At 67.1% G+C, this 21,264-nt stretch carries 23 protein-coding genes; 11 read left to right on the forward strand and 12 right to left on the reverse strand.

Annotation, left to right across the window (positions count from 1 at the left end):
* Positions 1–53 precede the first annotated feature (53 nt).
* The 10 genes from fba to KUG39_RS09945 form a co-directional block, all read right to left on the reverse strand.
* Positions 54–1,127 (reverse strand): class II fructose-bisphosphate aldolase, encoded by a 1,074-nt coding sequence (fba, locus tag KUG39_RS09900; protein WP_094586189.1) that lies wholly within the window; start codon positions 1,125–1,127, stop codon positions 54–56.
* Positions 1,128–1,220: 93 nt separating this feature from the next.
* The gene (locus tag KUG39_RS09905) at positions 1,221–2,315 is read right to left on the reverse strand and encodes a Gfo/Idh/MocA family protein (RefSeq protein WP_216914817.1); all 1,095 of its coding nucleotides are present in this window, start codon (positions 2,313–2,315) and stop codon (positions 1,221–1,223) included.
* A complete protein-coding gene (locus KUG39_RS09910) occupies positions 2,302–2,760 on the reverse strand; it encodes a hypothetical protein (RefSeq protein ID WP_286193090.1) in 459 nt (152 codons plus the stop codon). The genes KUG39_RS09905 and KUG39_RS09910 overlap by 14 nt, the downstream gene beginning before the upstream one ends.
* Positions 2,757–3,647, reverse strand: coding sequence for an acetyl-CoA carboxylase, carboxyltransferase subunit beta (gene accD / locus KUG39_RS09915; protein WP_094586192.1), 891 nt, complete (start codon positions 3,645–3,647; stop codon positions 2,757–2,759). The genes KUG39_RS09910 and accD overlap by 4 nt, the downstream gene beginning before the upstream one ends.
* 39 nt (positions 3,648–3,686) lie before the next feature.
* Positions 3,687–4,538, reverse strand: coding sequence for a prepilin peptidase (locus KUG39_RS09920; protein WP_216914819.1), 852 nt, complete (start codon positions 4,536–4,538; stop codon positions 3,687–3,689).
* A complete protein-coding gene (locus KUG39_RS17315; RefSeq protein WP_233133996.1) occupies positions 4,535–4,921 on the reverse strand; it encodes a hypothetical protein in 387 nt (128 codons plus the stop codon). Before KUG39_RS17315 ends, KUG39_RS09920 begins: the two co-directional genes overlap by 4 nt.
* A gap of 52 nt (positions 4,922–4,973) precedes the next feature.
* Positions 4,974–5,876, reverse strand: coding sequence for a phosphoribulokinase (locus tag KUG39_RS09930; protein ID WP_094586194.1), 903 nt, complete (start codon positions 5,874–5,876; stop codon positions 4,974–4,976).
* Positions 5,877–5,957: 81 nt separating this feature from the next.
* Positions 5,958–7,040, reverse strand: a complete 1,083-nt coding sequence (gene leuB, locus KUG39_RS09935; protein WP_216914821.1) for a 3-isopropylmalate dehydrogenase — start codon at positions 7,038–7,040, stop codon at positions 5,958–5,960.
* 29 nt (positions 7,041–7,069) lie between these two features.
* Positions 7,070–8,098 (reverse strand): UDP-3-O-(3-hydroxymyristoyl)glucosamine N-acyltransferase, encoded by a 1,029-nt coding sequence (gene lpxD, locus KUG39_RS09940; protein ID WP_216914823.1) that lies wholly within the window; start codon positions 8,096–8,098, stop codon positions 7,070–7,072.
* A gap of 57 nt (positions 8,099–8,155) precedes the next feature.
* Positions 8,156–8,878 carry a polysaccharide deacetylase family protein gene (locus KUG39_RS09945; protein ID WP_216914825.1) on the reverse strand — a complete coding sequence of 241 codons (723 nt, stop codon included), beginning with the start codon at positions 8,876–8,878 and terminating at the stop codon, positions 8,156–8,158.
* Positions 8,879–8,982: 104 nt separating this feature from the next.
* On the opposite strand from KUG39_RS09945, the gene KUG39_RS09950 reads away from it, so the two are divergent.
* From KUG39_RS09950 to KUG39_RS09980, 7 genes are all read left to right on the forward strand, one after another.
* A complete protein-coding gene (locus tag KUG39_RS09950) occupies positions 8,983–11,334 on the forward strand; it encodes a S8 family peptidase (protein WP_216914827.1) in 2,352 nt (783 codons plus the stop codon).
* A gap of 196 nt (positions 11,335–11,530) precedes the next feature.
* Positions 11,531–11,989, forward strand: a complete 459-nt coding sequence (locus tag KUG39_RS09955) for an SRPBCC family protein (RefSeq protein WP_216914829.1) — start codon at positions 11,531–11,533, stop codon at positions 11,987–11,989.
* Positions 11,990–12,638: 649 nt separating this feature from the next.
* Positions 12,639–13,022: a GNAT family N-acetyltransferase gene (locus tag KUG39_RS09960; protein ID WP_198960134.1), complete on the forward strand. Its 384-nt coding sequence runs from the start codon at positions 12,639–12,641 to the stop codon at positions 13,020–13,022.
* Between the two features lie 96 nt (positions 13,023–13,118).
* Positions 13,119–13,640, forward strand: a complete 522-nt coding sequence (locus KUG39_RS09965) for a DUF1993 family protein (protein WP_190609588.1) — start codon at positions 13,119–13,121, stop codon at positions 13,638–13,640.
* A gap of 114 nt (positions 13,641–13,754) precedes the next feature.
* A complete protein-coding gene (locus tag KUG39_RS09970; protein ID WP_216914831.1) occupies positions 13,755–14,192 on the forward strand; it encodes a GNAT family N-acetyltransferase in 438 nt (145 codons plus the stop codon).
* Positions 14,193–14,253: 61 nt separating this feature from the next.
* A complete protein-coding gene (locus tag KUG39_RS09975; RefSeq protein ID WP_190609591.1) occupies positions 14,254–14,685 on the forward strand; it encodes an ester cyclase in 432 nt (143 codons plus the stop codon).
* Positions 14,686–14,737: 52 nt separating this feature from the next.
* The gene (locus KUG39_RS09980; protein ID WP_216914833.1) at positions 14,738–15,949 is read left to right on the forward strand and encodes a cytochrome P450; all 1,212 of its coding nucleotides are present in this window, start codon (positions 14,738–14,740) and stop codon (positions 15,947–15,949) included.
* On the opposite strand, the gene KUG39_RS09985 is transcribed toward KUG39_RS09980, so the two are convergent.
* Positions 15,909–16,331 (reverse strand): winged helix-turn-helix transcriptional regulator, encoded by a 423-nt coding sequence (locus tag KUG39_RS09985; protein WP_216914835.1) that lies wholly within the window; start codon positions 16,329–16,331, stop codon positions 15,909–15,911. The two genes, KUG39_RS09980 and KUG39_RS09985, sit on opposite strands and share 41 nt — an antisense overlap.
* A gap of 87 nt (positions 16,332–16,418) precedes the next feature.
* On the opposite strand from KUG39_RS09985, the gene KUG39_RS09990 reads away from it, so the two are divergent.
* From KUG39_RS09990 to KUG39_RS10000, 3 genes are all read left to right on the forward strand, one after another.
* Positions 16,419–17,273, forward strand: a complete 855-nt coding sequence (locus KUG39_RS09990; RefSeq protein ID WP_216914836.1) for an SDR family oxidoreductase — start codon at positions 16,419–16,421, stop codon at positions 17,271–17,273.
* A 35-nt stretch (positions 17,274–17,308) separates the two neighbouring features.
* Entirely contained in the window at positions 17,309–17,644 is a 336-nt protein-coding gene (locus KUG39_RS09995) for a hypothetical protein (protein WP_216914838.1), read from the forward strand.
* A gap of 124 nt (positions 17,645–17,768) precedes the next feature.
* On the forward strand, positions 17,769–19,286 hold the full coding sequence (locus KUG39_RS10000) for a DUF1254 domain-containing protein (RefSeq protein WP_216914840.1): 1,518 nt from the start codon (positions 17,769–17,771) through the stop codon (positions 19,284–19,286).
* 16 nt (positions 19,287–19,302) lie between these two features.
* Here KUG39_RS10000 and KUG39_RS10005 read toward each other — a convergent pair whose 3' ends face one another.
* Positions 19,303–20,727 (reverse strand): mechanosensitive ion channel domain-containing protein, encoded by a 1,425-nt coding sequence (locus KUG39_RS10005; protein WP_216914842.1) that lies wholly within the window; start codon positions 20,725–20,727, stop codon positions 19,303–19,305.
* Positions 20,728–20,868: 141 nt separating this feature from the next.
* Here KUG39_RS10005 and KUG39_RS10010 point away from each other — a divergent pair, with 141 nt between their 5' ends.
* Positions 20,869–21,264 carry a hypothetical protein gene (locus KUG39_RS10010; RefSeq protein ID WP_216914844.1) on the forward strand — a complete coding sequence of 132 codons (396 nt, stop codon included), beginning with the start codon at positions 20,869–20,871 and terminating at the stop codon, positions 21,262–21,264.

Raw genomic sequence — 21,264 nt, forward strand, 5'->3', positions numbered from 1 at the left:
GGGGGCCCGCAGGCCCCCGATGGATCGATGCTGGATCGCTGGTGAGACGCCGATCAGGCGGCGACAGCGGTCTTGGGATCGAGGGCACCCTTGGCGTAGAGGGTGGCGTAGTAGTTGATGTCGCGCTGCTTGATCTTGCTGGCGTTGCCGGCACACCAGAACTGCTGGTAACGATCCAGGCAGACCTTCTTCATGTAGGCCCGGGCGGGCTTGTTGAAGTGGCGGGGGTCGAAGTTGGCGGGATCCTTGGCGGCGGCTTCCCGGACGGCGGCGGTGAAGGCGAGGCGGTTGTCGGTGTCGATGTTGATCTTGCGCACGCCGTTGCGGATGCCTTCCTGGATCTCCTCGACGGGGACGCCGTAGGTCTCGGGGATGGCGCCGCCGTACTTGTTGATCATGTCCAGCCATTCCTGGGGAACGGAGCTGGAGCCGTGCATCACCAGGTGGGTGTTGGGGATGGCCTTGTGGATCTCGGCGATCCGGGAGATGGCCAGCACTTCGCCCGTGGGCTTGCGGGTGAACTTGTAGGCGCCGTGGCTGGTGCCGATGGCGATGGCCAGGGCGTCGACCTTGGTCTTGGCGACGAAGTCAGCGGCCTCGGCGGGGTCGGTGAGCAGCTGGGAGTGGTCGAGGGAGCCCTCGAAACCATGGCCGTCCTCGGCCTCACCCTTGCCGGTCTCCAGGGAACCCAGGCAACCCAGTTCGCCTTCCACGCTCACGCCGATGGCGTGGGCCACATCCACCACTTCCTTGGTGACGGCCACGTTGTAGTCGTAGCTGGCGGGGGTCTTGGCGTCGGCCTCGAGGGAGCCGTCCATCATCACGGAGGTGAAGCCGTTGGCGGCGGCGCCGTAGCAGGTGGCGGGGCTGTTGCCGTGGTCCTGGTGCATCACCACCGGGATGTCGGGATAGGTCTCGACCGCGGCCAGGATCAGGTGGCGCAGGAAGCTTTCGCCGGCGTACTGACGGGCGCCGCGGGAGGCCTGCAGGATCACCGGGCTGTCGGTCTCGTAGGCAGCCTCCATGATCGACTGCACCTGCTCCAGGTTGTTGACGTTGAAGGCAGGAATGCCGTAGCCGTTTTCTGCGGCGTGATCCAGCAGCAGGCGAAGCGGTACGAGCGCCATGGGAAATCTCGCGGTTTTTGGGTGGGTACGGTTGCGGAGAACCGTGGTCGAAGGACGGCTGGCGGGGTCGTCCCGCCGGGTCTGCCGGGGAGTCTAGGGGATGCCCTCCAGGGTTCCTGCTCCCTGGCGGGCCCAGTCGCAGCACCGCTGGCTGGCCACCGCCTCCGACAGGCCCGGCAGCATCGGTCGCCGCTCCCGCACCGCCTGGGACCACCAGCCCAGCAGCCGCCGCACCGGCGCGATCCGGCCGTCCTCCCAGGTGCGGCCGTAGGCCAGCGCCGGATCGGCCGCCACGGGCCGCAGGGCCTCACCGGGGCGGGCCATCCACAGCTGCATGCCGTGGACGTAGTCGGCCTGGTTGCTGGAGCCCAGCACCAGGGTGGCCTCGCTGCCGTAGAGCTCGATCCAGTAGCCCCGTCCCGCCCGTGCCACCGAGGAGAGGGCGAGCTGGGCGGGCACGGGGCGGCCGCGCCGGTCCTCGAGGTCGAGCTGGATCAGGGCGCTGTCCTCGGCATCCACCACCCCCATGGCGCCGGAGCCCGGGATGGGGCGCTCGGCGATGGCGGTGCTGAGCCGGGCGGTGAGACCGCGGCTGGGGCCGATCAGCCAGTGGAGGGTGTCGAAGGCGTGGGTGCCGAGGGCGCCGAGCACACCGCCCCCGGCGGCCGCCTGGGAGTACCAGCTCCAGGGGCGGCTCGGATCGGCGCGGCTGGACATCAGCCAGTCGAACTTGACCATCCAGGGATCCCCCAGCACCCCCGCCTCGAGCAGGGCGGCCAGTTGCTGCACATGGGGCACGGCCCGGTATTCAAAGTCGACCGCCACCACCAGGCCCCGCGCCATGGCGAGGCGCTGCAGCTCCTCCACCTGGCCGGCGTTGAGGGCCACCGGCTTCTCCAGGAACAGGTGCTTGCCCGCCTCCAGGGCGGCGCGGGCCAGGGAGAAACGGGGCTCCGGCGGCGTGGCGATCACCACCGCCTCGACGGCGGGATCGGCCAGGAGGGCGGCGAAGTCGTCGAAGGCGGGCAGCTCCGCCGCCTGGCCCGCGGCGGCGGCCCGCTCCGGCCGGGGGTGCCAGAGCGCCACCGGCTCGGTGGCCGGGGCGTCCCGCAGGGCCGGCAGGATCACCTTCTCGCCGAAGCCGAGACCGGCGACGGCGACCCGCAGGGGCGCCTCAGGCCGTCGCATCGCTCTCCTGGTTCCGGCGGGCGGCGTCGCAGGCGGCATGCAGCACCCGGATCGTGAGGTTGTCGCCGGCGGCGGCCTGCCAGGTGGCTCCCCAGCTGGGCAGGCCGTTGACGGCGGTGTCGCGATAGAGCTCCTCGTCGCAGTCGAGCTGCATCACGTACAGCTGGCCCACGGGGGGACGGGCGTCATCGGCCGCATCGGCGGCGGCGGCGGGCTGGAAGCGGCTCAGCACCGAGAGACGGCCCTCGCGATCGAAGCGGAGGCTGCCGGAGTCCCACCACTGGCGGCCCTCAGGGCCGGCCTCCACCTCCTGCCAGTCGACCGGGCCGGCCATGGCGGCGGCGGGAGCCGCCAGCCAGCAGCCCAGCACCAGCAGCACCACCAGCAGAGCGGCGGCGAACGGGGCGCGGCCACCTCTCATGACACCGCTCATGGCACCGCTCATGGCACCAAGGACACGGCCGGCCGCAGGCTGCCGTGCAGCCGCAGCAGGGTGGCCAGGGTGCCGCGCAGCTCAGGCCGGGGCACGATCGTGTCGACGAAGCCGTGGTCCTGGAGGTACTCGGCGGTCTGGAAGCCCTCGGGCAGCTTCTCGCCCAGGGTCTGCTCGATCACCCGGCGGCCGGCGAAGGCGATCATCGCCTTGGGCTCGGCCAGGATCAGGTCGCCGAGCATGGCGAAGCTGGCGGTGACCCCACCGGTGGTGGGATGGGTGAGCAGGGGCAGGTAGAGCAGTTCGGCGCTGCGGTGGCGTTGCAGGGCACCGGACACCTTGGCCATCTGCACCAGACTCAGCATCCCCTCCTGCATGCGGGCGCCGCCGGAGGCGCAGACGATCAGCAGCGGATAGCGGCGGGCGGTGGCCAGCTCCACCAGGCGGGTGAGCTTCTCGCCCACCACCGAGCCCATGGAGCCGCCCATGAAGCGGAAATCCATCACCCCCAGGGCCAGGGGCATGCCCTCCAGGCGGCAGAGGCCGGTGACCACCGCATCCCGCAGGCCCGTGGCCCGCTGGCTGTCCCGCAGCCGGTCGGCGTAACTGCGGCGGTCCTTGAAGGCGAGGGGGTCGGTGGGGGCCAGATCGGCATCGATGGGCTCGAAGCTGCCCTCATCGGCAATCAGGCGGATGCGCTCGGCGCTGTCGATGCGGTGGTGGTGGCCGCAGCCCTTGCAGACACTGGCGTTGGCGATCAGGTCCTTGCGGTAGACCACCAGGCCGCATTCGGCGCACTTGCTCCAGAGGCCATCCCCCTCGTCGGCCTCAGGGCCCTTGCTGGCCCGAACGGCAGGGGCGTTCTTGCGGCGATCGGCGAACCAGTCGAACAGGGACATGGGGCGACGGCGGCGACGGGGAACGGAGACTTGCGGCCATTAAAGACCCAGGCCCCACAGGCGCAGCCAGGGGCCGTGGCCGCCGATCCAGACCGCCAGGGCGGCGGCGGCGAGGAAGGGGCCGAAGGGGAAGGGCTGCTGGCGGCCGAGACGGCCGCTGAGGCGGGCGATGCCCCCGATCAGGGCACCGCCGAGCACCGACAGGCTCACGGCCAGACCCAGGCCCAGGGGTCCGAGCCAGGCGCCCATCAGGGCCGCCAGCTTGGCGTCTCCCAGGCCCAGGGCCGGCCGGCCCATCGCCTTCTCGGCCAGGGCGCTGAGGGCCTCGAAGCCCAGCAGACCGGCGGCCACCGCCAGCAGGTGGGAGAACAGCAGCGCCCGGCCCACTTCGGCCCCCTGCGGGAAGCCGATGCCGGCGGTGGCCGCCAGGCCGAGCAGCACGCCCCAGCGGCAGAGCGGCTCCGGCAGCCAGAGGCTGTCGAGATCGATCAGGGCCAGGGGCAGCAGCCAGCTGGCCAGCAGCCAGCCGGCCGCCAGCAGCAGCCAGGGGCTCGGGTCAGGGCCCATCGCCGCGGGACGGGCGAAGAGCATCGCCACCCAGAGGCCGGCGGTGAGCAGCTCCACCAGCGGGTAGCGGACGGCGATGGGCGCCTGGCAGTGGCGGCAGCGGCCGCGCAGCAGCAGCCAGCTGAGCAGCGGCACGTTCTCGAACCAGGCCAGGGAGGCGCCACAGCGGGGGCAGTGGCTGCCGGGGAACACCAGCGACTCCTCCCGCGGCAGCCGCCAGACCACCACGTTGAGGAAGCTGCCGATGCAGGCACCCACCAGGGCCACCAGGGGGGCCAGCAACGGCAGGGCGGCGGTGGGGGCGAGCAGGGCGTCGGAACTCATGGCAGCGGTCGGCTGGATCCCCCGCGGGCGCTGCGGCCCCGGGCCGAGCGGGGGCGCAGCAGCTCCATCGGCACGAACTGCTCGTCCGGCAGGAGGATGGGCAGCTCGAACACCACCCGCCCCTGGGGGCCGGCACCGAGCAGCACCACCCCCAGCGGTTCGGGGGCGGTGGGGCAGGCCTCGAGGAAACGGAAGTAGACCCGGCGCGAGCAGCGCAGCAGTTCGGCGCTGTTGATGCGATCGAGGCGCAGGGCGCCAGCCGACGGTGAGGCCGAGGACTCGCCGCCCCGGATCTGGAAGGAGGGGCTTCCGGATCCGGGGCCTCTGGATGAAGGGCTCCCGGACGGGTGGATGGTGGGGGGCTGGGCGGTGATGGGATTCACCGATTCCTTTCGGGGGAGCTTAGGGCCGAAAGGAAGATCGAGAGATCGATCTTCAGCTCAGTTGCTTCTTCTCCTCAATCATCTTGTGGATGATCGGGGTGAGGATGATCTCCATGGCGAAGCCCATCTTGCCGCCGTTCACCACGATGCTGGTGGGGCTGGACATGAAGGAGCCGTTGATCATGCGCAGCAGGTAGGAGAAGTCGATGCCCCATTTCTCACGGGCCCCCTTGCGGAAGTGGATGATGACGAAGCTCTCATCCGGGGTCGGGATGTTGCGGCAGATGAACGGGTTGGAGGTGTCCACCGTGGGCACCCGCTGGAAGTTGATGTCGGTGCGGCTGAACTGGGGGCAGATGTGGTTGATGTAGTCGGGCATGCGGCGCAGGATCGTGTCCACGATCGCTTCGGCCGAATAGCCCCGCTCGGCGTTGTCGCGGGAGATCTTCTGGATCCACTCCAGGTTGGCGATCGGCACCACGCCGATCAGCAGATCCACCAGCGAGGCCACGTCGTAGCCATCTCCCTCGACGCCGCCGTGCAGGCCTTCATAGAAAAGCAGCTGGGTGTCGGAGGGTATGGGCTCCCAGGGGGTGAACTGGCCGGGCTCCAGGCTGGTGCCGAGGCGGGCGTTGTGCTCAGCCGCCTCCTCCACCGAGTGGAGGTAGTAGCGGCGCTCGCCGCCGCCGGTCTCGCCGTAGGTGCGGAACAGCTCCTCGAGCTTGTCGAAGATGTTGGCCTCGGGGCCGAAGTGGGAGAAGTTCTCGCCGCGGGCCTGGGCCTCGGCCATCGCCTGCTTCATCGGGCCCCGCTCGAAGCGGTGGAAGCTGTCGCCTTCCACCACCGCCGGGATGATGCCCTCGCGGGAGAAGATGTGCTCGAAGGCCCGTTTGACGGTGCTGGTTCCCGCTCCTGAGGAACCGGTGACAGCCACGACCGGGTGACGCTTCGACATCGACGCAGGGGGGTTGAGAGGCTGTGAGTTTGGCAGGTCGCCGGTCCGGCCCCCCCCGCGGCCGTCATCGGAAGGGGGCGATCAGCCGGGCAGGGCCGCCAGCAACTGCTCGCCCATGGCCTGGCAGCCCACGCGGGTGCAGCCGTCCGTCATCAGCAGGTCGCCGGTGCGGTAGCCGGCGGCCAGCACCCGGTCGACGGCGGTCTCGAGATCGGCGGCGGCGGCTTCCTGCTGCAGGCCCACCCGCAGCAGCATGGCGGCTGACAGCACCATGGCAATGGGATTGGCCTTGTCCTGGCCGGCGATGTCGGGGGCGGAGCCGTGCACCGGCTCGAACAGGCCCGGGCCTTCGGAGCCGAGGGAGGCCGAGGGGAGCATGCCGATCGAGCCGGTGAGCATGGCGGCCTCATCCGAGAGGATGTCGCCGAAGAGGTTGCTGGTGAGGAGCACGTCGAACTGGCGCGGCTCGCGCACCAGCTGCATGGCGGCGTTGTCGACGTACATGTGGCTCAGCTCGACCTCCGGGAACTCGGCGTGGATCGCCTCGACCCGGTCGCGCCACAGCTGGCTGACATCGAGCACGTTGGCCTTGTCGACCGAGCAGAGCCGGCCGCGGCGGGCCGCCGCCAGGCGGAAGCCCACCCGGGCGATCCGGTCGACCTCGTGGTCGCTGTAGACCATGGTGTTGAAGGCGCGCACGCCGCCATCCACCTCGATGCGCCCCTTGGGGGTGCCGAAGTAGATGCCGCCGATGAGTTCGCGCACCACCAGAAGGTCCACCCCCTCGATCACCTCGGGGCGCAGGCTGCTGGCGCCGGCCAGGGCCGGGATGATCTTGACGGGCCGCAGGTTGGCGAACAGCCCCAGGCCGGAGCGCAGGGCCAGCAGGCCGCTCTCGGGGCGCTGCTCCCGGGGCAGGGCATCGAAGCGGGGGGCGCCGATGGCGGCGAGCAGCACCGCATCGGAGGCCCGGCAGGCGGCCAGGGTGCTCTCCGGCAGGGGCACGCCGGTGGCGTCAATGGCGGCACCGCCGACGGGCTGCGGATCGAAGTCCAGGCTGAAGCCGTGGCGGGCGCTCACCGTCTCCAGCAAGGTGCGGGCCACCGCGGTGATCTCCGGACCGATGCCGTCCCCCGCGAGCAGGGTGATCCTGTAGCTGGTCATCGCGAAGGGGGGCCGGGCAGCAGGCGAGGCTACTTCTGCAGCTGCCGCAGGGTGCGGGCCATCTCGGGCAGCTTGTTGAAGACGGCGGAGCAGCGCAGCCAGAGCCGGTTGGGGATGGCGGGGTAGCCGCTGACCACCTCGCCGGCGGCGATCTCGCCGTGGATGCCCGACTTGGAGGAGGCGATGGCCCGGTCGCCGATCACGGCCCGGTTGGCCACACCCACCTGGCCGGCGAGGATCACACCGTTGCCGAGCACGGCGCCGCCGGCGATGCCCACCTGGGCCGCCAGGGCACAGCCCTTGCCCGTCACCACCCCATGGCCGACGTGGACGAGGTTGTCGATCTTGGTGCCGGCACCGATGCGGGTCTCGCCGACGGAGGGTCGATCGATGGTGGAGCCGCAGCCCACCTCGACGCCGTCTTCGAGCACCACCCGGCCGGTCTGGGGCATCTTCACCCACCCCGACGCGGTGGGAACGAAGCCGAAGCCCTCGGCGCCGATCACCGCCTGGGACTGGACCACGCACCCCGCCCCGAGACGGCTGCCGGGATGGAGCACGGCGTTGGCGTGGATCTCGCAGCCCTCGCCGAGCTGCACGTCCTCATAGAGGACGACGCCGGGATGGAGCACGCAGCCGGCGGCCACGACGCTGCCGGCGCCGATCACCCCGTGGGCACCCACGTGGACATCGGCGGCCACGGTCGCGGCCGGGTCAACCACGGCGCTGGGGTGGATCCCCGGGGGCTTCGGGGTGGGGGGATGCAGGGCGGCGAGGGCCTGGGCGAAGCCGAGGCGGGGATCCTTGAGGGCCACCCATGCCAGGCCGCGCTCGCTGGCCAGCTGCTGGATTTCTTCGTCGAGGGGCAGCAGCAGGGCGGCGGCACCGCTGGCGGAGAGGGCGGCCGCCAGGGCGTTGCCGGGCTCGAGGAAGGCCAGCTGGCCGGGGCCGGCGCGATCCAGCGCTTCGGCGCCCGTGATCTCCGGATCCGCCCCCAGGTGCCGCGGGCTGCCGTCCTGCACGGCGCCGATCCGGGTGAGCAGGCTGCTGAAGCGCATTCCCCAGGGGGCGGACGGCCCGGATCGTAGGCCCCACACCCACCGCCGGGCGCCGGATCAGGCGGCCGGATCGAGTAGCTCGTCGAGGGGCACGAAGCGGTAGCCGCGGCGGCGCAGGTCGGGGATGAGGCAGCGCAGGCTCTCCAGGGTGCGGCCGCTCAGGTCCGGGGTGTCGTGCAGCACCAGGATCCCGCCGGGGTGGGCGTTGAGGCGCACGAACAGCCGAACGAACCACAGGGGCGGCCGCAGAGTGTCCCAGGGAAAGATCGAACCCAGCACCAGGCGGTAGCGCCGGGCCGCGAGGGCGTCGAGCATGGCCCTGTGAAACCAGCCCCGCCCGGGGCGAAACCAGCGCCAGCGCAGTTTGGCGGGGGCAGCGGCCCGGGCGATCACCCGTTCGGTGTCGCTCAGCAGCTGCTGGAACACCGCCGGCGAAACGGCGGCGGAGGACTCGTCGCACCAGAGGTGGTTGCCGAGATCATGGCCCTGCTGCAGGGCCCGGCGGGGGAAACGGGGGTCGCGCTCCAGGTGGGAGCCGATCAGGAAGAAGGTGGCCGGCACCTCAAGCTCCCGCAGCAGGGCCAGCAGGGCCTCCGATCCTGGGCTGGGGCCATCGTCGATGGTGAGGGCCAGCGTCTTCTGCCGGCCCGGACCGCACCAGACCACCTCCGGACAGAGGGGCACCAGCAGCAGGCGGATCAGCAGCGAGGGCAGCAGCACCACCAGCACCACCACATCCAGCAGCAGGACCAGGGCCAGAACGGACAGGAGCAGGGTCATGGGCGGGGGCGGCCTCAAGAACGATGACACCGGCGGCGGGCCATGGTCCGGCGGCGGCGGGACTGGCTAGGGCGGGGGGGATGGTCCCCTTCTTGTGCGCCCCCATGACCGCCCCGAAGAAAGCCGCCGCCGCCGGCAGCGCCAGCGCCCCGACCACGCGCGGACAGGCCCGCACGGTGATCTACTGCCACGGGATCTCCAACATGCCCCCTGAAGGGGTGCTGCGCTCGGAGTGGGACCGGGCCCTGTTCGGCGCCGACCAGGGGGAGCGCACCCGCATGGCCTACTGGGTCGACCGGGAGCGCTACCCGGAGACGGCGGGCTTCTCCACCCGGGCGATCGGTGACGACCGGGCGACGCTGCAGCCGGAGGCGGAGGGGCTGCTGGCCGCCTCGATCCAGGACAGCGATGCGCCGGAAGCGTCGCAGGCGTTCGTGGACGCGCTGACGGCGCAGCTGGACGCGGCCGCCCAGACGGCGGCCCAGCGGGGGGCGCCGATGGGAGGACCCGCGACGCTCTCGGTGGAAGCGAAGGGGCTGTGGAGTCCGGTGACGGCGATGTTCACCAAGGCGTTCATGGCAGATGTGAACGATTTCCTGTTCAACAAGACGAAGCGGGAACGGATGGTGCAGACGGTGAAGGACCGGATCAGCACCGGCGGCGGGCCCTTCGTGGTGGTCGGCCACAGCCAGGGCAGCATGGTCACCTACCAGGCGTTGATGGAGCTGGGCGCCGCCCTGGAGGTGGATCTGTACGTGACGATCGGCTCACCGCTGGGGCTGCCCCAGGTGACCGACGTGCTGCAGAAATGGCACGGCAAGAAACTACCGATTCCGGCCGGTGTGAAGCGCTGGGTGAACATCGCCCAGGACGGCGACATCGTCTGCCTCGACCAGAGCCTGGCCGACGAATACAGCGCCGCCGGCAAGCCGAAGATCGTTGATGAACGGGTGATGGGGGTGGTGTGGCCGCCCAGCAAGGCCCATTCCGCCAGCCGCTACCTGTCGCGCCAGTCAACCCAGGAGACGGTGATGACGGCGCTGGACCGCTCCCGCTTCCAGCCCGTGAGTCCGATGACGGTGGCCCGCAGCCTGGCCGATGCGCTGGATGTTGAGGCCACCGCCCGGGTGCCGGTGCTGATCGAACTGGCGGATCGCTCCGCGGCAGGGCCGGAGGGGGGCGATTCGCTGCAGAAGGCGCGAGAGTCGGTGCTGGAGTGGATCCAGGCGCATGTGCTGCAGGGTCCGATCACCGCCGAGACGGTGTTCCTGGAGGACCAGCTGGATCGCTACGTGGCGGTGAACCTGACCAGGGCCGAGGTGGAGACGCTGGCGGGGGCCATGAGCCGCCAGTACGGCGCCACCTCACCGGCGGTGTACCGGATGTTCAGCAACAGCCGCAAGAGGGCGTTGATGCACGATTCGATCCACACGGTGCAGGCCCGCACCGCCCAACTGGGCTACAACGCCTGCGGCCAGGGCATCACCTGGGCCGTGCTCGACACCGGCATCGACCGGCAGCACCCCCACTTCCACAACGCGACCTTCGCCCCGGACGGCACGATCGCCGCCGAATGGGACTGCACCGCGCGGGGGCCGGTGCAGAAAGGCAGCGGCAACGATGCCAACGGCCACGGCACCCATGTGGCGGGGATCATCGCCGGCGGGCTGCTGTCGGTGGGCGGCGAGGGCGGCCCCGACCTGCTGGCGATGGCCCCCCGGGCCCGGATCGTCAGCTACAAGGTGCTGGCCGATAACGGCGGCGGCTATGACGCCTGGATCATCAAGGCGATCGACCACATCTGGAAGCAGAACCAGGAGGGACGGCGCCTGGCGATCCAGGGGGTGAACCTGAGCCTGGGGGGGCCGTTCGATCCGGCCAGCTTCGGCTGCGGCGATTCACCGCTGTGCGCCTCCCTGCTGCGCCTGGTGCGCCAGGGGGTGCTGGTGGTGCTGGCGGCGGGCAACGAGGGCAGCGGCGACATCGTGGTGGACGGTTTCAGCGCCACCCGCTCGTTTGATCTGTCGATCGGCGATCCGGCCAACCTGGACGAGGCGATCGCCGTGGGCTCGGTGCACCCGACCCTGCCGCACCGCTACGGCACCTCCTACTTCTCCTCGCGGGGCCCCACCGCCGATGGCCGCCTCAAGCCCGATGTGGTGGGCCCGGGAGAAAAGATCCTGTCCTGCCGCAGCAGCAACGACCCCAAACGCACCCCCAGCCGCGACAAGGGCAAGGGCCTCGATGAGCTGTACGTGGCCCTTTCCGGCACCAGCATGGCGGCGCCCCACATCTCCGGCCTGCTGGCCGCGTTCCTGTCGGTACGCACCGAATTCATCGGCTATCCCGACCGGGTGAAGCGGATCCTGCTGGAGCACTGCACCGACCTGCAACGGGACCGCTACCACCAGGGGGCGGGTCTGCCGAATCTCTCGAAGATGTTGATGGAGACTTGAGGGGTTCTTGGATTCGTGAACCACGGCTTCGATCCTGCTGCAAAAAGATTGAGCAGGTTTGCCCCCTGGGGCATTCAGCCATCGCTACGGGTTGTTGGCTTGTGGTTCACGGAATGGGTAGGGCGCAAGGATGCGTTCATGGAAACCAGCTAAAAACAGGCCAGGCCACACACACAAACGCTACTCGGAGAGTCAGATGCCATCAACGAAGCATATCCAGTTCAACGTGACGATCAAGTCACCGGCAAGCGTGGTTTGGCGACACGTAACCAATCCTGAAAGCTACAAGCAGCGGGCATCAGCATTCGCTGAAGGCTCGCACTTTCAGGGCACGTGGGAATCAGGAGCAAGGATTTTATTCTTGGCACCGAATGGCGACGGAATGGTTTCCGAGATCGCTGAGAGTCGGCCCAATAAGTTCATCTCAATCCGACACCTCGGCTTCATTGCAAACGGGGTTGAAGACACCACAAGCGAAGCAATTCGAGCCTGGGCACCTGCATTTGAGAACTACACGTTCTTATCCACGAAAGAAGGTACAAGCATGGTTGTCGACCAAGATGTCACCGCAGAGTGGGAGGAGTACATATGCCAAGCATGGCCGAAGGCGCTTGAAAAACTCAAAACGCTCTGTGAGTCTTCCCATGTGACCTGACTGTTTGTTAGGCCACACAAGGGCTGTCGATGTTGGGCCACCGCCAAGAACCGCAAAAAGGTAAACACCACGAAACGCGAGCTCCCCTGGCCTCTGCTTGCACCAGCACCATCGAGACATCGTAGAATCATCAGGTGCCATGAATCCGATAGAACACTCAAGGCCTGCCCCAATGCCTACGTACAAGAAATGGGCGATGTGGATCGGCAGGATTGTTCTTGTCCCCGTGTTCACAGCAGCTTGTGCAGGACTTGTCTTTGGCCTCTACCGCTTCGTTACGACGGGGCAGATCAGCAGCCCGAGTAGAAACTTTGGTCCCGCCAGTAGCACGATCCACTTCTCAGACCACCCTGTCTGGTTCCTTGTCCTCCTCCTCTTCTACCTTGTGCTGGTGGCGAACTGTTTCATCGGAACCTTTCTACTCGCTCGATTGTTCTTCAGGCGGGGACCGAATGGCGCGAAGTGACTCCTGACCCCTCGCTCAAGCTGACCAGCCATGGAATGCAGCTTTGAAGAAGTCACACCGGAGCGATGGGATGACTTCGAGACACTCTTTGCGAGCAGGGGTGGACCGAAAAACTGTTGGTGCATGGTATGGCGTGCCATGCCCAGTGAAAGTCGCGGGAATGGTGCCGCCAAGAAGGAGGCCATGAAGGACCGCATTGTGGGCGGGCATCCAGTTGGTCTTCTCGGATATCGAGGAACCGAACCCGTTGCTTGGTGTTCCGTTGCCCCCCGTGACTCCTACCGCCCACTGGGAGGTCTCGACGACGATGGAGCAAACGTATGGTCTCTGGTATGCATGTTCCTGAAACGAGAGCTTCGTGGCGTGGGCTACGGCAAGGAACTCATTCGCGCAGCAATCCAACACTCCCGTCTTCGGGGTGCGGACATTTTGGAGGCCTATCCGGTCGATCCGGAGTCGCCCAGCTATCGCTTTATGGGCTTCGTGCCCATGTTCGAAGAACTTGGGTTCAAAGAGGTTCGACGTGCCGGTAGCCGCCGCCATGTGATGCGCCTTGACTTGCGATGATCGATCGCCTGTGTAGGCGTCCACACTTGCTACCGCCTCTGGTCTTGGCGTTAGATTGAACTTGAATCCGCGTCGATTCGTCCCTAGGAGCTCAAGATGCCCGTTGCCGAGACGTCCAAAGCCGCCCACACCTTTGATTCCCGACTTGCCACGTTAGCGCATCTGCTCAAACTGGGCGCTGAGCGTCGGAACGAAGTGGAGGCAGACTATCTCAGTCACCGTCTAGCCCCCGACATGCTTCCCCTGGGAACGCAGATTGTGTTTACCTGCAATCAGCCGAGAAACTTTGTCCTATGGGTAACCGGGAAGGAAAGCGATGACCTCAATCCGCGTGTCGGGACACTGGCCTTGGCCGAACAACATATTGCAGACACGCGAACACTATTGGCCAGCCATCTTTCTGCCGAGAGTGACCTCCCGGCCCGAAAGCATCTGGACTTCGGCGCCGACCTTTACGCAGACCTTACTGGGCGGGACTACCTGGAAGACTTCCTGCTACCCAACTTCTACTTTCATTTGGTAACGACCTATGCAATACTGCGCAATCTAGGCCTCCCAGTCGGAAAGCGAGATTACATGCTTCATTTGCTCCCAAAGGTGCAGGAGCGTGCAAGCTAAACTGCCATTGGAGCTCAGGGTGAAGCAACGAAAGGGGTTGTCATCCGCCATGTAGAGCCCGGCGAGAATCAACCGATCATTTCGGTCGTTGATGCATGGTGGGGTGGTCGGCCGATGGCCGACATGCTGCTCAAACTCTTCTTCGTTAACTTCCGGTCCACCAGCTTCACCGCCGTCGTTGATGGTCAGATTGTCGCGTTACTCATCGGGTTCATTTCGCAGACCTATCCCGACCAGGCCTATGTCCATTGTCTCGGTGTCCATCCGGCACGACGTGGAGAAGGGTTGAAAAGACTCCGCTATGAGCATCTCATTACCACGGCCGCCTCGCTTGGCTGTCGCACAGTGCATGGCGTGACCGCTCCGGCCAATCGCAACTCCATTGCCTTCCGTGGTCGCTTGGGATTCTCGCCCCTTGAATCCGATTTCAAGGTCCACGGCGTGCCCGTTGCTGAGGGCTATCACGGGGAAGGTGAAGACCGCATGATTTTCACGAAGAATCTGGATACTGTGGACATTGTCCGGTGGTACCCATCATGCAGATCGAACTGACAAGCGTCTGAGCGGTTGACAGTTCATCCGCCAAGCGGAGAACCGCCTGTCCACTTACCTCATGGAGTACAGCCACATGTCAGAGGGAAACAAGAACATCGTCCGACGACTGATCGCAGAAGGATGGAATGGGCGCAATTTTGCAGTGATCGATGAGCTTTGCTCGGCCAACTTCACCATGCACGATCCATCGGCTCCCCATCTGGCGAATGGACCCGAGGCCGCCAAGGCCTATATCGGAGCGCTCGTCGCAGCTTTTCCCGACCTTCACATGCAGGTCCACGATCTGTTCGCAGAAGCAGACCGAGTCTCGCTGCGCTGGTCTGCCGAAGGAACCCAGCAAGGAGTATTCAACGGAATTCCACCAACCAACAGGCGCGTCTGCGTGTCCGGTCAGGCGATCTACCGACTTGCCGACGGCAAGATTGAGGAAGACTGGATCATCGTGGATACCTACGGGATGCTTCAGCAGCTCGGCGTGATTCCAGGCTGACCAGGCAACATCGGGGAGATCTCGATACCGTCATCCGTGTGTGTACTCAACCATGACCGCAGCCCTGTTCAGCCCGGCGATGCTGGTCGATCCTTACCCGACCTACGCCGCGTTGCGGCGGACCGACCCGGTCCACTGGCATGAACCGTTCGGGGCCTGGGTGCTGACCCGCTACGACGATGTGGTGGCAGCGACCCAGGACCCACGGCTGCGCTCCGATCGCGCCGGCGGAATGGGTGAGCGGGCCGGGTGCCCCGAGCTGCAGCGCCTCTTCGAGGTCATCGGCGCCCAGATGAACATCACGGACCCGGAACGGCACCATCGGCTTCGCGGCCTGGTGGCCAAGGTGTTCACGCCACGGGCCGTGGACCACCTGCGGCCGGCCGTCGAGGCGCTGGTCGATGAGCTGCTGGACCGACTGCCGGAGCAGGGACCCTTCGATGTGATCGCCGACTTCGCCTTCCCGTTGCCGGCTCGGGTCATCGCCCGCCTGCTCGGCCTGGAAACGGGCGACCTGGACCAGCTGAAGCGCTGGTCTGACGACTTCTCCGCCATCTTCGGCACCGATCCCTCCGCGGTGACCCCCGAGCAGTACCAGCGGGCGTTGCAGAGCACCCACGAGCTGACCGCATTCTTTGGCGCGGAGTTCGAAAAGCGCCGGGCCACGCCTGGCGACGATCTGTTGAGCCTGCTGGTGCACGCCGAAATCGAGGGCGATCGGCTCAGCGAGACGGAGCTGATCGCCAACGCCAATCTGTTCCTGGCGGCCGGCCACGAGACCACCACCCACCTGATCGGCAACGGCCTGCTGGCCCTGCTGCGCCACCCAGAGCAACTCCAGCTGCTGCGCGACGACCCGTCGCTGATTCCGAATGCGGTGGAGGAGTTCCTCCGTTACGACGGCACGGTGCAGTTCATGTACCGGGAGGCTGGCGAGGATCTGACGATCGGCGGCCGCTCGATCCGCAAGGGGCAGCTGGTGTACCTGATGTTCGCGGCCGCCAATCGCGACCCGGCCCGCTTCCCGGATCCCGACCGGCTCGACGTGCGACGCCGGTTCGACGTCCACCTTGCCTTCGGCCATGGGCCCCACTACTGCCTGGGGGCGGCCCTGGCCCGGATGGAGGCCACGATCGCCTTCACCGCACTGCTGCGGCGCTGCCCAGAACTGCACCTCACCGGCGAGCCGCTGGAGTATCAGGACAACCTGGAGCTGCGCGGGCTCAAGTCGCTGCCGGTGGCGTTTGATCAGCGTTCGGCCTAGATGACGGCTGCCTTTGCTGGGCCTTGAGGATCTCCGGCAGGTTGATCTCGATCCAGTCGGTCATCGCTTCGACCTGACGGCCGATGCCCACTCCCAGGGGAGTGAGCGAATACTCCACGTGCGGTGGCACCACCGGATAGGACACGCGCCGGATGAAGCCGTCCTGTTCCAGCTGCTGCAGGGTCTGGGCCAGCATCTTCTCGCTGACGCCCCCGATCCTGCGGCGCAGCTCGCTGAAGCGGTGTGTCCGCTCCATCAGGGCCACCAGCGCCAGCACCCCCCAACGGCTGGTCACGTGCTTGAGGATCTCCCGCGACGGACACTCCGGCGCCAGAACCTCCCCGCGCCGCAGGGTCTCGCCAAGCCTGGAGCCCGCATTCATGAGGCTTACCTTTTTGTAAGTACTTACGAAACGAAATTGTAAGGCGTAGGTTGCCTCCGTTCCATCAAGCCACGCCATCGAACGGCAATGACCCAATTCGTCATCACCGGAGCCACCGGCCAACTGGGCCGCCTGGTCATCGATGTCCTGCTCAGGAGGGTCCCCGCTGACAGCATCGTCGCCGCCGTCCGCAACATCGACAAAGCCAGCGACATCGCCGCCCTGGGCGTGCAGGTTCGCCAGGCGGATTACAACCAGCCCGCCAGCCTGGAGGCCGCCTTTGAAGGCGCGGACAGGCTCCTGCTGATCTCCTCCAGCGAGATCGGCCAGCGCACACGCCAGCATCAGGCCGTCATCGACGCCGCCAAGCGTTCAGGCATCCAACTGCTTGCTTACACCAGTGTCCTGCACGCCGATACCTCGGTCCTCGCCCTGGCTCAGGAGCACAGGGAAACCGAAGCGGCCATTCTTGAATCCGGGATGCCGTTCGTGCTGCTGCGCAACGGCTGGTACACCGAGAACTACACGGCAGGTGTTGCCTCCGCCCTCTCGCTGGGGGCGGTGGTTGGCTGCGCCGGTGAGGGGCGCATCGCCTCCGCGTCCCGTGCCGATTACGCCGAAGCCGCCGCCACCATCCTCACCAGCGACGATCCTGCCGGCCAGATCTATGAACTCGCCGGCGACAGCGCCTACACGCTGAGCGACTTCGCCGCTGCGATCTCACGCCAGGTCGGCAAAACCATCAACTACGTCAACCTGCCCGAAGGTGACTACCGCAACGCCCTGCTCGCCGCCGGCCTGCCGGAGCCTCTGGCAGGTCTGCTGGCCGATTCCGATACGGGCGCCTCCCAGGGCGCCCTGTTCGATGACGGCAGGCAGCTCAGCTCACTGATTGGCCGTCCAACCACGACTTTGGAATCAGCGATCATGGCGGCGCTTTAAGGCGCTCCAGGGCGAAAGGTGGGCCCTAGCGTTCCGTGGTGCTCACCCCCGTCATGACGATGTCCGTGATTGCCGTCTTCACCTACAAGATCCGTCCCGGCCGCTTCGGGGATGTCATGGCCAAACTGCAGCAGGCGGGCGGCCCGGAATTCGAGAGTCCGGTGATGCCCAGAGCGGTCCGTCTGTTGCGCAATGCGGTGCCGGGTCCGGACACGACGTCGCTGATTCTCCACATCGAATACGACGACATGGCGGCCTACGGCGCCAGAACGGCCTGGGAAAACAAGAACCCGGCCTGGCAGGAGCTGTTCGCCGCCAGGCCGGATTCCCCGGAGCAGCTGGAGTCCGTTCAATTGCTCGTTGAACTCTGACGGTCGGATGGCATCCAACGCCAATCCCAACCCTCCTCCTACGGCCTGTTGCGCCCCATCCATGCCTAGAAGCCACTGACATAGCCTTCCTCCCTTGCCCTCCCCAACGCCAGGAGCCGTCGCGATGAGGTCGTCCCACCAACGACGCACGGCCCTGGCCCTGGCCATGGCGGCCCTGGTGGCCTCATGGGCCGCCTCCGCCTCAGCCCAGACCTTCCGGACGACAACACCGATTGCGCCTGGGGTGGCCACACCGGATCGCCTCGAGACGTCCATCGGCCCGTTGGACCTGATCGATGGGTTCCCGAAACCCGACACCATCGAGAAGATCTACGACAACCTGGATCGCTCCCGGGCCTTGCAGGCCTACCTGCTGGCGATCCCGATCGTCAATCAGGCCGGCATGCGGGAATCGCTGCGCAAGTTCGGCCCCGAGAACAGCACCAATGTGATCTGGGAGAACCTGGTGGATCCCCGCACGGTGGAGCTCACGGCCAACGACAACACCGTGTACAGCTTCATCTGGCTCGACACCAAGAAGGGACCCCTGGTGGTCGAAGTCCCCCCCAAGGTGCTCGGTGCCGTCAATGATTTCTGGTATCGCTGGGTGGTCGATGTCGGCATCACCGGGGCCGACAAGGGCGCGGGCGGCAAGTACCTGTTCCTTCCCCCCGGCTACCAGGGCGCCATCCCGCAGGGGTATCAAGTCGTCCGGCCAAAGACCTACGGCAACTGGTTGTTCTTCCGCTCCTTTCTGGTGGATGGTTCCCCCAAACCCGGGGTGGATTCGGTCAAGGCCAACCTGAAGATCTACCAGCTCTCCGCTGCGGCCAACCCACCGGCGATCAGGTTCGCCAACGCCTCCGGGGTGCCGGCCAACTTCGTGGCCCCTGGCGATTATTCCTTCTGGGCACTTCTCAACCAGGTGATTCAGGAGGAACCACCCCCCGGCGCCGACCCGACCACACTGGGTCTCTTCGCCTCGGTGGGCGTCGTCAAAGGGAAACCCTTCAACCCCGACGAACGCTGGAAGAAGATCCTCAGTGACGCCGCCAACATCGGTGCGGTGACGGCACGGACCCTGGCCCTCAGGATTCGCGAGCCGGACGCCTTCTTCTACCCGGACAGCCCCTGGCGGCTGCCGTTCTTCGGCGGCTACAGGTTCGAAGTGTCCCCGGGTGTGGCCAACCTGGATGGTGCCATTTTCTACTACTACTTCGCCACCGGTGTCACACCGGCCATGGAAGTCAAGAATGTCGGCAAAGGCTCCCAGTACCCGTGGGCCGCATTGGACGCCAAGGGTGAACGCCTTGATGGCAGCAAAACCTATCGGCTACGCCTGCCTGCCAACGTCCCCGTCGCCGATTTCTGGTCCGTGATCGTCTATGACACCCAGACGCGATCGATGCTGCAGACCGACCAGAAGGCACCGAGTGTCAGCAGCCAGGACAAGGGCCTCAAAGCCAATGCCGACGGTTCTGTTGATGTCTGGTTTGGCCCGAAGGCCCCGGTTGGATTCGAAAACAACTGGGTCCAGACGATTCCCGGCAAGGGCTGGTTCACGATTTTGCGCCTCTATGGTCCGCTGGAGCCCTGGTTCAACAAAACCTGGCGCCCCGATCCCATCCAGTCGCAGCCGTGATCCGGCGGTTCGGCGCTCAGCCGGCCTCCGTCTCCACCGAGGCCATGGCGGGGCGTCCGGCCAGCACCCGTTTCAGCCGCTCGCGGAACCACTGCAGGGGGTGGCCCATGTCGGCGTCCTCGAGCAGGCCGCGCTGGCGCAGGCAGTCCTCGTAGCTGCGCAGCACGTCGCTGCGGCGCGCCACCTCCCGGGCGACGGTGTCGGCGAATTCGGGACGCGACGCCAGCAGAGCGCGGAAGCTGCCGCTGGGAACGACGAACAGCGTCGTGTCCTCAGCGGTCACCATGGTGGTGGGGTAGGGCACCTGGAGCAGCAGCGGCAGTTCACCGAAGAATTCCCCGGCGGTGAAGGTGAACAGCTTGCGGCTCACCCGGTCCGTTTCATGAATCGCATCCACCGCGCCACTCAGCACCAGGTGGAAGGAGCGGCCCTCATCACCCTGGCGCACCAGCACCGTGCCGGCGGGCAGGGATCGGCGGGCGCCACTGCCCACCAGTTCCCGCAGGCGTCGATCATCCATGCCGCTGTAGCAGGCATGGTCGGGCAGGGAGGCCCGCAGGGGGCTCCAGTCCGGGCCCGCTTGCTCCTCTTCCACCTTGCGCCGGGAGGACAGCAGCTGGATCTGCTGGCGGGAGCCGGCCAGCTCGATGCGGCGCTCCCGCAGCCCCTGCTCGATCGCGTAGTTGAGCGAACTGCGCAGGCTGAGGCTGGCGTGGATCGCCGAGGTCCAGGCCCAGAGCTCGAACGCCATCCCCTGGCCCTGGAGGCCATGCAGCAGCACCTTCGGCGGCGGATCGGCCAGCACCGAGGGCTCGGCGAGGGCGGCATCCAGCAGCACCTCGGTCACGGCCAGGGGGTCGCTGCCGTGGGCGACCGTCACTTCCACATCCACCCGGCCATCGGAGCTCAGGTAGCTGAGGTTCTTCACCGGCGCATTGGTGATGGCCGAATTGGGCACCACGATCTCGGCGCCCTGGAAGGTGCGGATCACGGTGGAGCGGATCGAGATCTCCCGGATGAAGCCGCTGGTGTCGCCGAACTCGATTTGATCACCCACCTTCAGCTTCCCCTCCATCAGCAGGGTGAGGCCACTGGTGAGGTTGCGGGTGAGCTCCTGCAGCCCGAAGCCGATGCCCACCCCGAGGGCCCCGAAGATCACGGCGAGGGCACCGATGTCGAGCCCCATCCCCTGGGCCACCACCACATAGCCCAGGGCGGCCAGCCCCATGGAAAGGAGGGTGGCCACCGCCTCGCGCCGCCCCTCCGGCAGGGAGAACCAGAGCAGCACCCGTCCGGCCAGCAGACGCTTCAAGCCCCGCGCCGCCAGGCTCACGGCCAGCAGCAGCAGCAGCACCTCCACGATCCAGAGCAGGGAGAAGCTCTGGCGGCCCAGGGGCAGCAGCGGGGCCGTGAACAACCTCTGAAAGCGCTCGAGATCCACCCCTTGGGCTCCGCCGTTGCTCCCTTCTAGCCCGAGGCGGCGGCGTGATGCCGTGCGTGGCGGGCGGCCGCGCTGACGACCGACTCCGCAGGAAACCGTCCCTACAGTCCGCCTGGCCCCCAGCCATCTCTGGAGCAGCCCATGCGATGCCGACTGCTCCCGATGGCGCTGGCCCTGGCCCTGGGTGCAACACCGACCTGGGCTTCACCAGCAGCATCCCCCTGTGAGGCGGCGCTCGGCACCTGGGACTACGTGGCACCCAGCAAGCCGGGGCGGGCCGCGGTCACCAAGCTGGCCGATGGTCGCCATCACGTGGTGTGGATCGTGTCGGAACGGGGAGGCACCGCCGCCGGCGCCTGGGAGGGAACCTGCGAGGGCTCCCGCCGGACCTGGCGCGTGCTGTTCCCCTCGGATCCAGGCATCGCTGGGCTGAAGGTCGTGGAGGAGTTCGAGGTGGACGGCGATGCGATTCGCTTCTGGCTGCTGGGGCCGGATGGCAAGCGTGGGCCGATGGGAGGCGCCCGTCGTCTGCCCTGA

The sequence above is a fragment of the Synechococcus sp. CCAP 1479/10 genome (assembly GCF_019038515.1).
Taxonomy (GTDB): domain Bacteria; phylum Cyanobacteriota; class Cyanobacteriia; order PCC-6307; family Cyanobiaceae; genus Cyanobium.

Bases quoted from the DNA above. Each gene is read 5' to 3' on its own strand.
- fba (WP_094586189.1), bottom strand. From the start codon at position 1,127: ATGGCGCTCGTACCGCTTCGCCTGCTGCTGGATCACGCCGCAGAAAAC.
- KUG39_RS09905 (WP_216914817.1), bottom strand. From the start codon at position 2,315: ATGCGACGGCCTGAGGCGCCCCTGCGGGTCGCCGTCGCCGGTCTCGGC.
- KUG39_RS09910 (WP_286193090.1), bottom strand. From the start codon at position 2,760: ATGAGCGGTGCCATGAGCGGTGTCATGAGAGGTGGCCGCGCCCCGTTC.
- accD (WP_094586192.1), bottom strand. From the start codon at position 3,647: ATGTCCCTGTTCGACTGGTTCGCCGATCGCCGCAAGAACGCCCCTGCC.
- KUG39_RS09920 (WP_216914819.1), bottom strand. From the start codon at position 4,538: ATGAGTTCCGACGCCCTGCTCGCCCCCACCGCCGCCCTGCCGTTGCTG.
- KUG39_RS09930 (WP_094586194.1), bottom strand. From the start codon at position 5,876: ATGTCGAAGCGTCACCCGGTCGTGGCTGTCACCGGTTCCTCAGGAGCG.
- leuB (WP_216914821.1), bottom strand. From the start codon at position 7,040: ATGACCAGCTACAGGATCACCCTGCTCGCGGGGGACGGCATCGGTCCG.
- lpxD (WP_216914823.1), bottom strand. From the start codon at position 8,098: ATGCGCTTCAGCAGCCTGCTCACCCGGATCGGCGCCGTGCAGGACGGC.
- KUG39_RS09945 (WP_216914825.1), bottom strand. From the start codon at position 8,878: ATGACCCTGCTCCTGTCCGTTCTGGCCCTGGTCCTGCTGCTGGATGTG.
- KUG39_RS09950 (WP_216914827.1), top strand. From the start codon at position 8,983: ATGACCGCCCCGAAGAAAGCCGCCGCCGCCGGCAGCGCCAGCGCCCCG.
- KUG39_RS09955 (WP_216914829.1), top strand. From the start codon at position 11,531: ATGCCATCAACGAAGCATATCCAGTTCAACGTGACGATCAAGTCACCG.
- KUG39_RS09960 (WP_198960134.1), top strand. From the start codon at position 12,639: ATGAAGGACCGCATTGTGGGCGGGCATCCAGTTGGTCTTCTCGGATAT.
- KUG39_RS09965 (WP_190609588.1), top strand. From the start codon at position 13,119: ATGCCCGTTGCCGAGACGTCCAAAGCCGCCCACACCTTTGATTCCCGA.
- KUG39_RS09970 (WP_216914831.1), top strand. From the start codon at position 13,755: ATGGCCGACATGCTGCTCAAACTCTTCTTCGTTAACTTCCGGTCCACC.
- KUG39_RS09975 (WP_190609591.1), top strand. From the start codon at position 14,254: ATGGAGTACAGCCACATGTCAGAGGGAAACAAGAACATCGTCCGACGA.
- KUG39_RS09980 (WP_216914833.1), top strand. From the start codon at position 14,738: ATGACCGCAGCCCTGTTCAGCCCGGCGATGCTGGTCGATCCTTACCCG.
- KUG39_RS09985 (WP_216914835.1), bottom strand. From the start codon at position 16,331: ATGAATGCGGGCTCCAGGCTTGGCGAGACCCTGCGGCGCGGGGAGGTT.
- KUG39_RS09990 (WP_216914836.1), top strand. From the start codon at position 16,419: ATGACCCAATTCGTCATCACCGGAGCCACCGGCCAACTGGGCCGCCTG.
- KUG39_RS10000 (WP_216914840.1), top strand. From the start codon at position 17,769: ATGAGGTCGTCCCACCAACGACGCACGGCCCTGGCCCTGGCCATGGCG.
- KUG39_RS10010 (WP_216914844.1), top strand. From the start codon at position 20,869: ATGCGATGCCGACTGCTCCCGATGGCGCTGGCCCTGGCCCTGGGTGCA.